Source organism: Pseudooceanicola profundus, from assembly GCF_054919315.1.
Genome location: NZ_CM142898.1, coordinates 4255004 through 4267549 on the forward strand (window position 1 = coordinate 4255004; position 12546 = coordinate 4267549).

At 67.5% G+C, this 12546-nt stretch carries 12 protein-coding genes and 1 tRNA gene; 7 read left to right on the plus strand and 6 right to left on the minus strand.

Annotated features, from left to right (window positions below; all coding sequences use genetic code 11):
* The first annotated feature begins 150 nt into the window (after positions 1-150).
* Together ACX9MO_RS19425 and ACX9MO_RS19430 are read left to right on the plus strand one after the other, a co-directional pair.
* Positions 151-1332 (plus strand): M24 family metallopeptidase, encoded by a 1182-nt coding sequence (locus ACX9MO_RS19425; RefSeq protein ID WP_462213046.1) that lies wholly within the window; start codon positions 151-153, stop codon positions 1330-1332.
* Positions 1329-2072: a maleate cis-trans isomerase family protein gene (locus ACX9MO_RS19430; RefSeq protein ID WP_462213047.1), complete on the plus strand. Its 744-nt coding sequence runs from the start codon at positions 1329-1331 to the stop codon at positions 2070-2072. The genes ACX9MO_RS19425 and ACX9MO_RS19430 overlap by 4 nt, the downstream gene beginning before the upstream one ends.
* Positions 2073-2181: 109 nt before the next feature.
* On the opposite strand, the gene ACX9MO_RS19435 is transcribed toward ACX9MO_RS19430, so the two are convergent.
* The 6 genes from ACX9MO_RS19435 to tgt form a co-directional block, all read right to left on the minus strand.
* Positions 2182-2256 (minus strand) — tRNA-Val (locus tag ACX9MO_RS19435).
* 13 nt (positions 2257-2269) lie between these two features.
* Positions 2270-3157, minus strand: coding sequence for a hypothetical protein (locus ACX9MO_RS19440; RefSeq protein WP_462213048.1), 888 nt, complete (start codon positions 3155-3157; stop codon positions 2270-2272).
* Positions 3158-3317: 160 nt separating this feature from the next.
* Positions 3318-5732 (minus strand): endopeptidase La, encoded by a 2415-nt coding sequence (gene lon / locus ACX9MO_RS19445; RefSeq protein ID WP_222490209.1) that lies wholly within the window; start codon positions 5730-5732, stop codon positions 3318-3320.
* A gap of 243 nt (positions 5733-5975) precedes the next feature.
* Positions 5976-6596: a hypothetical protein gene (locus ACX9MO_RS19450; protein WP_462213049.1), complete on the minus strand. Its 621-nt coding sequence runs from the start codon at positions 6594-6596 to the stop codon at positions 5976-5978.
* 117 nt (positions 6597-6713) lie between these two features.
* Positions 6714-7811 (minus strand): alkene reductase, encoded by a 1098-nt coding sequence (locus ACX9MO_RS19455; RefSeq protein WP_462213050.1) that lies wholly within the window; start codon positions 7809-7811, stop codon positions 6714-6716.
* Positions 7812-8174: 363 nt separating this feature from the next.
* Entirely contained in the window at positions 8175-9302 is a 1128-nt protein-coding gene (tgt, locus tag ACX9MO_RS19460; protein WP_462213051.1) for a tRNA guanosine(34) transglycosylase Tgt, read from the minus strand.
* 338 nt (positions 9303-9640) lie between these two features.
* Between tgt and ACX9MO_RS19465 the strand changes: the two genes are divergently transcribed.
* From ACX9MO_RS19465 to ACX9MO_RS19485, 5 genes are all read left to right on the plus strand, one after another.
* Positions 9641-10003, plus strand: coding sequence for an SUF system Fe-S cluster assembly protein (locus tag ACX9MO_RS19465; RefSeq protein ID WP_222490213.1), 363 nt, complete (start codon positions 9641-9643; stop codon positions 10001-10003).
* A gap of 55 nt (positions 10004-10058) precedes the next feature.
* Positions 10059-10688, plus strand: coding sequence for a hypothetical protein (locus ACX9MO_RS19470; RefSeq protein ID WP_462213052.1), 630 nt, complete (start codon positions 10059-10061; stop codon positions 10686-10688).
* 354 nt (positions 10689-11042) lie between these two features.
* Entirely contained in the window at positions 11043-11756 is a 714-nt protein-coding gene (locus ACX9MO_RS19475; RefSeq protein WP_462213053.1) for a DUF3307 domain-containing protein, read from the plus strand.
* Between the two features lie 37 nt (positions 11757-11793).
* Positions 11794-12144: a HesB/IscA family protein gene (locus ACX9MO_RS19480; protein WP_222490216.1), complete on the plus strand. Its 351-nt coding sequence runs from the start codon at positions 11794-11796 to the stop codon at positions 12142-12144.
* The gene (locus tag ACX9MO_RS19485; protein ID WP_462213054.1) at positions 12144-12539 is read left to right on the plus strand and encodes a TfoX/Sxy family protein; all 396 of its coding nucleotides are present in this window, start codon (positions 12144-12146) and stop codon (positions 12537-12539) included. The genes ACX9MO_RS19480 and ACX9MO_RS19485 overlap by 1 nt, the downstream gene beginning before the upstream one ends.
* Positions 12540-12546 lie beyond the last annotated feature (7 nt).

Sequence of the window (12546 nt, forward strand, 5' to 3'; positions counted from 1 at the left end):
AAATGGCCGCGCCTCCCACACGGCCGCGCCGCCCAAACGGCATCGCTTCCCATAGCACCCGGCACCATGGTCATGCCCGCACCGGATCGCTTGGCGCGGCGCGCTTCTCCGCGCTAGGCTCGCGCCACCCGCGACCCGCCGGAGCCCCAGATGCCGCAGCAGAGCCAGACCAGTCCCTCGCTCGTCTTTCCCGCCGAGGACTACCGCAACCGTACGGAGCGGCTGCAGGCGTCCATGGCGGGGGCCGGGATCGACGCGCTTCTGCTGACCCAGCCGGCGGATGTCTTCTATGTCACCGGCTTCCTCACCCGCTTCTGGGAAAGCCCCGCCCGTCCGTGGTTCATCGTCGTCCCCGCCACGGGCGATCCCGTCGCTGTCATCCCGGCCATCGGGGCCGAACTGATGGGCCGCTGCTGGCTGCGCGACATCCGCACATGGCCCGCCCCCGATCCCCGCGACGATGGCCTCTCCCAGCTCACCACGACCCTCGGAGACATGGTGCCCCCGGGTGGCTGCATCGGCCTGCCCATGGGGCTGGAAACCCACCTGAGGATGCCGCTGGCCGATTACACGGCGCTGCAGGAGGCCCTCGCCCCACGCCGGTTCGCGGATGCCACCGCCTGCGTGCAGCGCGTCCGCGAGATCAAGTCCGAGGCCGAGATCGATTGCATCCGCCGCAGTTGCACCCTCGCCGGGCGGGCCTTCAACCGGGTGCCCGAATTCGCCCTGCCCGGCCGCCCGCTGGAGGCCGTCTTCCGCGACTTCCAGATCGCCCTGCTGCAGGAGGGCGCCGACTGGGTCAACTACGTCGCGGGCGGCGCAGGCCCCGATGGCTACGGCGACGTGATCTCGCCCGCCGGGCCCGTGCCGTTGCAGCGGGGCGACCTGCTTATGCTGGACACCGGCGCGGTGAGGGACGGCTATTTCTGCGACTTCGACCGCAACTATGCCATCGGCCCAGCGACCGAGCCGATGCGCCGGGCCCACCATGCGCTCTGGCAGGCGACGGAGGAGGCCATGGCGGCCCTGCGCCCCGGTCTGAGGGCCTGTGATCTGCATCGCCTCCTGAGCACCGCGCTGGAGCGTCACGGCGTCACGCCGCTCTCCGGGCGGCTGGGGCACGGTCTGGGCGTCACGCTGACGGAATGGCCCTCCCTCACCCCGCTGGACGACACCGAACTGCGTGCCGGCATGGTCCTGACGCTGGAGCCCGGCTGCGAGACCCGCGATGGCGCGATCATGGTGCACGAGGAGAACATCGTCCTGCGCGACACCGGGGTCGAGCTGCTCTCTCCCCGTGCCCCCGAAACCCTGCCGGAGATCGGTGCATGACCAACTTTCCCTACGTGCTGGAAGACGACCCCACGCCGCGCCTTGGCCTCGTGGCGCTGCAGGTGGACGAAACCATAGAGGGTGACTTCCGGCGCCTCTTCCCGCCCGCCGTCGCCCGCCTGCACGTGACCCGCGTGCCCTCGGGGGCCGAACTGACGCCCGACACGATCGCCGCGATGGCCCTGACCCTGCCCGCCGCCGCAGCCCTGCTGCCGCCGGCCGCGGCCTTCGATGTGGTCGCCTATGGCTGCACCTCGGGGACGACGCTGATCGGGGCGGAGCGGGTCCATACGCTGCTGAAGGGCGCCACCCGCACGGCAGAGACAAGCGATCCCCTGACCGCGGCGCTCGCGGCCTTCCGGCACCTCCGGGTGCGCCGTGTCTCGGTGGTCTCGCCCTATATCGCGCCCGTGGCCCTGCCGATCCGCCATGCCTTCGAGGCCGGCGGGCTGACCGTGCCCGATACGCTGTCCTTCGGAGAGGAGATCGAATCCCGCGTGGCGCGGATCGCCCCGGCCTCGATCACGGATGCCGCCCGCCACCTCGCCCGCGAAAGCGCGCCCGAGGCGCTCTTCCTCTCCTGCACCAACCTGCGCACGCTCGATATCCTCGCGCCGCTGGAACGCGAACTGGGCCTGCCGGTGCTCAGCTCGAACCAGGTCCTCGCATGGCACATGGCGCAGCTGGCGGGTGTCGACATGCCGGAGGGCGACTTCGGCGCCCTGCTCTCCCGCGTCTGAGACCGCGGGGGGCAGGTCAAGGCAGGAGACCGGGCCTGAAAGCAGGCCTGAAGCCGGTCCGCGAAACGAAGAAAGGCCCCGGTAAAACCGAGACCTTTCAAGGAATTAATGGTGGGTGATAAGAGATTCGAACTCCTGACATCTTCGATGTGAACGAAGCGCTCTACCACTGAGCTAATCACCCGTTGGCGGGTTCTTTAGCGATCCTTTTCGGGGTCTGCAAGCGGGTCTTTCGACTTTCCGTCGATTTCTTTTGCGACCTTACGTCGGATCTTGCACTTGATCACCGAGGTCTCGCGTCCGGGCTTCACGCCTTCGACGATCAGCTTGCCCAATGGGTGCAGATCGGCCGAACGGCCCGCGTTCACTTCCTCGCCCAGAATGCGCAGCATCGACTCGACCACCGGACGGATCTCGTTCGGGCGGCGCTGCATGTCAGCGGCCACGGCGGTCACGAGCTGGCGCAGCTTCATAGGGTTCCCGGCGGCCTTGCGCGCGGCCTTGGCCGTGGGTTTGCCAGTTTGATTGCCAGTTTGCTTTGGAGCGTCCTTGGGCCCCGGCTTGGCGGCTGAACTGTCTGCTGGCTTGTCCCCCTCCGACATGCCCCCTGCGACGGTCTCCGGGTCAACATCCGGGCCGGCCTCCGGGGTCGCGCCCCGCCCTTCGACCTTCTTGGCCCGCATCTTGCGCCGCGCACCGCCTTCGGCCACCTGCGCCATGGCGGGCGCCTCGAGGCGGGCCTCCACCTCGACAGGCGCGACCTGCGCCAGCGTCTCGGCGATGGTGCCGTCAGTCGTCTCGGTGTCGGTTGATGCCTCTTCGACCGGCGCGGCCTTCCTGCCCCGGGCCGGTTTCGCCTTGGGCTGCCCTTCCGAGGCCTCCGCCGAAGCCTCCGCAGTGGCCTCTGCGGCGGTCCCGCGCACCTTCGCCGCCTCGGCATCCGCCGCCCTGCGCGCGGCCTGCCGCTGCTGCCACGGCTTCAGGGGCGCCTCCGCGGCGGTCTCATCGCTGCCGGCACTGGTGCCGGCGTCACTGTCAGTGGTCGGTTCGAGGGCGAAATCCGCCTCTCTCATTTCTTTACCCATAACTGCCTCGTTAACTGCTCTGCTTTTTATTCCCTCAGCTGTAGCACGCTTTTCCCTGAAAATCCATTCTCGCCACACAAGAGAAAGCGCGCGCCCCGGGGGACGCGCGCCATACTTTGTGCCTGCGACGAGGGATCGCCGCGGGAGGGTCAGACCCGGGTCAGTGCGCCGTGGCGCCCGAGGTCGAGCCGGTGGCCTCCTTGGCGGCCGCCGCTGCCGCGGCTTCCTCCTCGGCCAGTTCGTCCCATTCGATGGGCTCCGGCTGACGGATCAGCGCCTGCTTCAGCACCTCCTTCACGTGGGTGACGGGGATGATGGTCAGCCCCTCCTTCACGTTGTCGGGGATGTCGGCGAGGTCCTTCTCGTTCTCCTGCGGGATGAAGACCGTGGTGATCCCGCCCCGAAGCGCGGCCAGCAGTTTCTCCTTCAGGCCGCCGATGGGCATCGCATTGCCCCGCAGCGAGACCTCGCCGGTCATGGCGATGTCCTTGCGGACGGGGATCTGCGTCAGCACCGAGACGATCGAGGTCACCATCGCCAGACCGGCCGAGGGGCCGTCCTTGGGCGTGGCGCCGTCCGGCACGTGCACGTGGATGTCCCATTTGTCGAACCGCGGTGGTTTCACCCCGATCTCGGGCGCGATGGAGCGGACGTAGGAAGAGGCCGCATCGATCGACTCCTTCATCACGTCGCCCAGTTTGCCCGTCGTCTTCATCCGGCCCTTGCCCGGCAGGCGCAGCGCCTCGATCGACAGCAGGTCACCGCCGACAGAGGTCCAGGCCAGCCCGGTCACGACGCCGATCTGGTCTTCCTTCTCGGCCAGGCCATAGCGGTACTTCTTCACGCCGAGGAAGTCGTCGAGGTTGTCCTCGGTCACGACCACCTTCTTGGTCTCGCCCTTGATGATCTGGGTCACGGCTTTCCGTGCCAGCTTGGCGATCTCGCGCTTGAGGCTCCGCACGCCCGCCTCGCGGGTGTAGCGCTGGATCATCTCGGACAGGGCACCGTCGGTGATCTCGAACTCGCCCTTGCGCAGACCGTGGTTCTTCACCTCTTCGGCGATCAGGTGCTGCTTGGCGATCTCGCGTTTCTCATCCTCAGTGTAGCCGGCGAGAGAAATGATCTCCATCCGGTCGAGAAGCGGCCCCGGCATGTTGTAGCTGTTGGCCGTGGTCAGGAACATCACGTTCGACAGGTCGTATTCCACCTCGAGGTAGTGGTCCACGAAGGTCGAGTTCTGTTCCGGATCGAGCACTTCGAGCATGGCCGACGCCGGGTCGCCCCGGAAGTCCTGCCCCATCTTGTCGATCTCGTCGAGCAGGATGAGCGGGTTCGTCGTCTTCGCCTTCTTCAGCGCCTGGATGATCTTGCCGGGCATCGAGCCGATGTAGGTCCGGCGGTGACCACGGATCTCGGACTCGTCGCGCACGCCACCCAGCGAGATGCGGATGAACTCGCGCCCCGTGGCCTTGGCGACCGACTTACCCAGCGAGGTCTTACCCACGCCCGGAGGGCCGACGAGGCACATGATCGGCCCCTTCAGCTTCTGGCTGCGCTGCTGCACGGCGAGGTACTCGACGATCCGTTCCTTGACCTTCTCGAGGCCGTAGTGATCGGCATCCAGCACCTTCTCGGCGTGGCCGAGGTTCTTCTTGGTGCGGCTCTTCACGCCCCACGGAATGGACAGCATCCAGTCGAGGTAGTTGCGCACGACCGTGGCCTCGGCCGACATCGGGCTCATGTTCTTGAGCTTCTTGATCTCGGCATCGGCCTTTTCGCGGGCCTCTTTCGACAGCTTGGTGGCCGCGATCTTGGCTTCCAGCTCGGCGACCTCGTTCTGGCCTTCCTCGCCGTCCCCCAGCTCGCGCTGGATCGCCTTCATCTGTTCGTTCAGGTAGTACTCGCGCTGCGTCCGCTCCATCTGGGACTTCACGCGGGTCTTGATCTTCTTCTCGACCTGAAGGACGGACATTTCGCCCTGCATCAGGCCATAGACCTTCTCCAGACGCTCGGACACGGTGAGGGTTTCCAGAAGCTCCTGCTTCTGGGCCACTTCGATGCCGAGGTGCCCGGCCACGAGGTCCGCCAGCTTCGCGGCGTCCGAGGTCTCGGCCACGGCGGTCAGCGCCTCCTCGGGGATGTTCTTCTTGGCCTTGGCGTAGCGTTCGAACTCGGCCCCGACCGAGCGCAGCAGCGCCTCGATGGTTTCCTCGTCGCCATCGGCCTCTTCAAGCAGGTCGATCCGCGCTTCGAAGAAGTCGTCGTTCTCGACATACTCGGTGATGCGCACCCGCGACTGGCCCTCCACCAGCACCTTCACGGTGCCATCGGGCAGTTTCAGCAGCTGCAGCACGTTGGCCAGCACGCCGGTGCGGTAGATGCCGTCTGTGCTGGGATCGTCTTCGGCCGGGTCGATCTGGCTGGACAGCAGGATCTGACGGTTGTCGGCCATCACCTCTTCCAGCGCGCGCACGGATTTCTCGCGGCCCACGAAGAGCGGCACGATCATGTGCGGGAAGACCACGATATCACGCAGCGGCAACACCGGGTAGGACGGGTTGAGAGGCTCTTGCATGCTCTATCCTTATCTATGGCAGGCGGTACCGGCCCCGTGTCACGGCGACCCCGACCACCTCCTGTTATGGAGTGTTAAACTGGGGGTGCCTGTCCCCCGTTTCAACCTCGGTTCGGACCAGCATGCCCGTGCGGCGCGGGCGCGGCAAGGCGCGAATGCCCCGTTTACCGTGAAAATTGCCGCCACCCGCCGTTGCACGGACCAGAGTGCCGCAAGGACACCCGAAACCCGCGTTTCAGGGCCTCATTGCGCCGCCCGGTGGAACGTGATGAATCGCCGGCCGTGCATGTCCACGCCGCCCGGAGCGGTCTCGGTGACATTCATCAGCATGACCCCGGCCAACTCCTCTTCGCTGAGGATATGCAGCCAGACCTGGAAGGAAACAGCTGCCCCCTCCTGCGTCACGGCACCGGTGAATTCCGCGATCTGCAGCAGGTCGGCGGTGCAGTCGGGCACCCGGTCGAGCGCGTTGAAATCCATCTGCCGCTGCATCTCTGCGGGCAGGTCCGGGGCCAGGTCCCCGAGGTGCTTGCCCAGCAGGCCGTAGTCGCCCCGCGGCCGGTCCATCAGCGTCACGGGCCGCTGGCCGAAACTCGCGGCGTTCACGAAAAGCTGACCGTCCACGAGGGTCATCTCGGCGGTATCGTCGGGCTCGGGCGGCAGGGGCATCACCATGCCCCCGGGCATGAAGACGGCGCCGGGCCCGTTCTCCACGGTCCAGACCCCGGCCAGCAGCGGGGCCGCGACCGCGTCGAAGTCCTCGGCGCCCAGGGTGCAGCCATCCAGCACGGGCGCCGCCATGAGAGCGGAACTGAGAGAGGGGGCCGTGGCCAGAAGGGCCGCGGCAAGGGGAAAGACACGCATCAAATCACTCCGGTCGAAATCTGCGTCCAGCATCCCCGGAATGGCCGCGGGGGCAAGGCGGGAATTCCCCACCCTGCCCCCGGCCAAGGTCTGATAGGTCTCGCAGCGAGCGCCCGGTCAGGCGGTCACTTCATCGCCCATGGTCGGATAGTCGGTGAAGCCCGCCTCGCCGCCACCGTAGAAGGTCGCGCTGTCGCCCGCGTTGAGCGGCGCATCGGCCTTCAGCCGCGCCACCAAGTCGGGGTTCGCGATGAAGGGCCGCCCGAAGGCCACGAGGTCGGCCTTGCCCCCGGCCACGGCGTCCAGCGCCATCTGCCGGTCATAGCCGTTGTTGGCCATGTAGGGCCCGTCGAAGAGCTTGCGCAGCGCCTCGATGCTCTCGCCCTCGGCCAGTTCGCGCGGGCCGCCGGTGGCGCCCTCGACCATGTGCAGGTAGGCCAGACCGAAGCGGTTCAGCGCCTTCACGACGTATTCGAAATCCGCCTGCGGCTCCGCATCGCTGATCCCGTTCGCCGGCGAGAAGGGCGACAGACGCAGCCCGACATGGCCGCCGGGCCATTCCTCGCTCACCGCCTCCAGCACCTCCAGCAGCAGCCGTGCGCGGTTCTCGATCGGCCCGCCATAGGCGTCCTCGCGGTGGTTCGCGCCGGTCTTGAGGAACTGGTCCAGCAGGTAGCCGTTCGCGCCGTGGACCTCGACCCCGTCGAAGCCCGCCAGCCGCGCCATGCGCGTGGCATTGCGGTATTCCTCGATCAGCCGCGGGATCTCGTCCAGCTCCAGCGCGCGGGGCTCCGAGGTCTCGACGAAGCCCTCCTTCACGAAGGTCTTCGACTGTGCCCCGATCGCCGACGGCGCCACCGGCTTGGCCCCGCCGGGCTGCAGCGAGGTATGGCTGATCCGGCCCACGTGCCACAGCTGGACGACGATCTTGCCGCCCGCCTCGTGCACCGCGTCGGTCACCTTGCGCCAGGACATGGCCTGCTCACGGGTGAAGATGCCGGGGGTCTGGATATAGCCGCGCGCCTCCCAGCTGATGTTGGTGGCCTCGGTGATGATCAGGCCCGCGCCCGCCCGCTGGCGGTAATAGGCGACATGCATGTCCAGCACCTCGCCGGTCTCGTCATCGGCCCGGTTCCGGGTCAGCGGTGCCATGACGACGCGGTTGGACATCTCGATCGCCCCCGCGGTGAAGGGCGTGAAGAGGGGTTCTGCCATTTCGGCCTCCTGTGGGTTGTCCGGTCAGGTCGGACCTGCCGCGCCCCTCCTCCAAGACGCCGGCCCGTCAGACAGCCGAGGTAGGCTTTCTGCGACCGCAAACAACCCCCTCACTCCAGACACGCCCCCTGACGCCGGTGCCCCTGTCATCCACTGTTCCCAAGTATCCTCGGGGGGAGTCGCGCCAGCGACGGGGGGCAGACAGCCCCCCTCCGCCCCGTCAGGGGCACCGGGACGGATGACCCTGGGGAGCCCTCACAGACTATCAAGACGAGCCACTCAGACGGGCCCTCCAGACGGGCCAGCCAAGCAGTCCATCCCCCACAGGCCACCATCCACAGGCCACCATCCACTGGCCCACCCTCAGAGCGGCGGTATATCCCCTTCCGCGCGCCCGGCATGGAAGTCGGCCTCCCAGGCGCCGAACCGGCCCTCCGCGATGGCCGCCCGCATCCCCGCCATGATGTCCTGGAAATACTGCAGGTTGTGCCAGGTCAGCAGCATGCCGCTGATCATCTCCTGCGAGCGGTAGACGTGGTGCAGGTAGGCGCGCGAGTAGTTCCGGCAGGCCGGGCAGGCACAGCCCTCGTCCAGCGGCCGGGGATCGTCCGCATGGCGCGCGTTCTTCAGGTTCACCACCCCGTGACGGGTGAACGCCTGACCCGTGCGGCCCGAGCGCGAGGGCAGCACGCAATCCATCATGTCGACGCCGCGTTTCACCGCGCCCACGATGTCATCGGGCTTGCCCACCCCCATGAGGTAGCGCGGACGATCCGTGGGCAGCATGTCCGGGGCGTAATCCAGCACGCCGAACATCGCCTCCTGCCCCTCCCCCACGGCCAGCCCGCCGATGGCATAGCCGTCGAAACCGATCGCCTTCAGCGCCTCGGCGCTCTCGCCGCGCAGCTCTTCCGTCACGCCGCCCTGCTGGATGCCGAAGAGCGCGTGGCCCGGACGGTCCCCGAAGGCATCGCGCGAGCGCTGCGCCCACCGCATCGACATCCGCATGGACTGCGCCACGCGCTCCTCGGTGGCGGGCAACGCGGGGCATTCGTCGAAACACATCACGATGTCCGAGCCCAGCAGCTTCTGGATCTCCATCGAGCGCTCCGGCGTCAGGTGATGCTCCGAGCCGTCGATATGGCTCTTGAAGCGCACGCCCTCCTCGTTGAGCTTGCGCAACCCGGAGAGGCTCATCACCTGGAAGCCGCCCGAATCCGTCAGGATCGGCTTGTCCCAGTTCATGAACTTGTGAAGACCGCCCAGCCGGTCGATCCGCTCGGCCCCCGGGCGCAGCATCAGGTGATAGGTGTTGCCCAGCAGGATGTCGGCCCCGGTCGACGCCACGCTTTCGGGCATCATCGCCTTCACCGTCGCCGCCGTGCCCACGGGCATGAAGGCCGGCGTGCGGATCGTGCCGCGCGGCGTGGTGATCTCGCCCAGCCGGGCCTTGCCGTCCGTGGCCTTGAGGGTGAATTCGAAACGTTGCATCCGCTCTTTCCTGGTTCGGCCCTGGTTCGGCGCCCTCATGGGCCAATTGGGCGCAAAAGCCAAGCGAAACGGGGCGTCCGGCGCCTTGGCACCGCTCTCCGACCGGGCCCGTCCCCGGCCCCATGCGCAGAAGCGTTTTCCGTAAAACGCTTCCCAAAAATCTTTCTCAAGATTTTTGCCCGCCTGCCGCACCCGACCATCTCTTCAGCACTGGGCTCGTCAGCACCTGGCACAGGCCCGCCACGCGGAGAGACGCGCAGCGGCACGCAAGCCGCGCGGGCACTGGACCTCGGCCCCGGATATTCCTATATAATCGCTCAGGAAACCGGCAGGACGCAATGACAGACAGCCCCGAACAAATGGAAGGCGCGCCGCTGATCGCGCCGTCGAGCACCGATCATCCGCTCTACGACCAGGTGGTGGAAGCCTGCCGCACGGTCTATGACCCGGAGATTCCGGTGAATATCTATGACCTTGGCCTGATCTACACGATCGACATCTCCTCCGAGAACGAGGTCAAGGTGGTGATGACCCTCACCGCCCCCGGCTGCCCGGTGGCCGGCGACATGCCCGGCTGGGTGGTCGATGCGGTCGAACCGCTGGACGGCGTGAAGCACGTCGACGTCTCGCTCACCTGGGATCCGCCCTGGGGCATGGACATGATGAGCGACGAGGCCCGTCTCGAACTGGGCTTCATGTAAGGTCTTCACCAACCGGGATGCGAGAACGCCCATCCCCGGGCCGGAGGGTTTCACCATGGGACAGGCCGTGCTGACCGGCGATCTCGTCGGGTCCTCCCGCGCGGGGGCCGCTGCCACCACTTCCGCCATGGAGGTGCTCTCGCGCGAGTGCGCCACCATGGCCGACTGGGCCGGTGGCGACCTGCGCTTCACCCGCTTCCGCGGCGATGGCTGGCAGGCCGTCGTCCCGGCGCCCCAGAAGGCCCTGCGCGTGACGCTCACGCTTCTGGCCTGGCTGCGGGCCTCCGACCTGCCCACCAGCCGTGTCGCCATCGGCTTCGGCGAAATGCAGCTGCCTGCCACCCGCGATCTCTCCGCTGCGGCCGGCCCCGCCTTCGAGGCCGCGGGCCGCGCACTCGACGAGATGGGCCGCGACACCCGCCTTGCCTGCGCCGGGCCCGCCGACCGCGCCCTTGTCGGGGCGCTGCCGCTGGCCGATGCCATCGTGCGCGGCTGGACCGTGAAACAGGCCGAGGCGCTGATCCACACCCTGCCCCCCGAACCGCCGGCACAGATCCGCATCGCCGAGGCGCTGAACATCCGCCCCCAGTCGCTCAGCGAACGCCTGGAAGCCGCCCGGTTCTGGGCGCTGGAGGCCAGCCTCGCCGTGATCGAGAAGGGCAACGGATCAGGTCACAAGGCCTGATTTTCAATTATCAGGCCCTCAAGGCTGATTTCCGATCTAACCGAGAATACCCCCCGGCGCCGGGCCCTGCACCGGGGCCCGTCATTTCCTATGCCCCACCAAAGGCGACCCAAGCGGCCCGACTTCGCCACGGCGTCTTCCGTTCATGGCCCTTTGGCCGAAGCACGCTGTCCCCGCCGTCGTCCCTCGCCCGATCCCGCCGCAGACCACCTCCCCTTTGACCGCCTCTCACCTCACGGCCCCTTAGCTCAGTCCCTCAACCCTGATACGCGCGGATCAGGCCCCCAAACCTGATTTCAGCGCCCCCGGCACATTCCCCTTGCCCGCCCTGCGGCAAGAGGCCAGCTTCGCCCCATGATCGAGACCTTCGCCGCGCTGCTCTTCGCCCATGTGATCGCCGATTTCGTGCTCCAGACCGACTGGATCGCGCGCAACAAGGCGCGTCCGCTGGCCTTCCTGCTGCACGGGCTCCTCGTCCTGATCGCGGCGCAGGCGGCGACCGGGCAATGGGCCGCGCCGGCGCTCCTGATCCTCACCGGGCTGCACCTCGCCATCGACGCGGTGAAACTGGCCTCGAAGTCCAGCGGTCTGGCGGCCTTCCTCTGGGATCAGGGCGCGCACCTCGTCACACTCGCGGGGGTCGCCTGGCTCTGGCCCGGTCTCTGGGCCGCGGGGCCCTGGGCCGGGGCGCCCTGGCTGCTGCCGCTCATGGTGCTCGTCGCAGGGGCGGTGCTATCGATCCGGGCCGGGGAATTTGCCGTCGGCCTGCTGATGCGTCCCCATGCGATGCGGGTGCGCAACAACGGGCTGCGCAACGGCGGGCGGCTCATCGGCCAGCTGGAGCGCGGGATGATCTACGCGCTGATCCTGCTGAACCAGCCGCTCGGCGTCGGCTTCCTCGTGGCGGCCAAGTCGATCCTGCGCTTCGGCACCGCCACCCGGGACCAGCGGACGGCGGAATACGTGATCATCGGCACGCTGGCCTCCTTCCTCTGGGCGATCCTTGTCGCCTACGGGAGTGCCAAGCTGCTGGCGCTGCTTCCGCCGCTTGAGATCGGCGCCCAGTGACCTTACATTGACGGGAAGGTACGAAAGGATCCCTCCCATGTTCGGCATTCCCGGCAAACAGGCCGTGACGATCACCCCCGCGGCGGCCAGCCAGATCTCCAAGCTGATGAGCCGTGACGGCCATCAGGGCCTGCGCATCGGCGTCAAGAAGGGCGGCTGTGCAGGCATGGAATACACCATGGACTACGTGACCGAGGTCGACCCGATGGACGAGGTCGTGGAACAGGACGGCGCCCGGGTGATGATCGCCCCGATGGCGCAGATGTTCCTCTTCGGCACCCAGATCGACTACCAGACCTCGCTGCTGGAATCGGGCTTCAAGTTCAACAATCCGAACGTGTCCGAGGCCTGCGGCTGCGGCGAGTCGATCAAGTTCGCCAACATGTGATGGCGGTCGAGCGCGAGTTCCTCGACCACGTGCTCGAACTTTTCGATCCGCTCGGCCCGCTTCGGGTCAAGCGGATGTTTTCCGGCGCCGGGCTCTTCCTCGACGAGGATGCGATGATCGCTATGATCGCCTCCTCCGGCACGGTCTACATGAAAGCCGACGACGCCACGCGCCCCGCCTTCGAGGCCGCGGGCAGCTTTCCCTTCACATATACCCGCGGCGAGATCACCCGCGTGATCCCCAGCTGGATGGCCCTGCCCGAAAGCGCGCTCGACGATCCGGACGAGGCGCTGGACTGGGCCCGCATGGCGGTGGAACCGGCCCTCGCCGCCGCGCTGGAAAAACGCGCCGAAAAGGCCCGCAAGGCCGCACGGAAGGCGAAAGCCGCGGGCTGAAACGCCT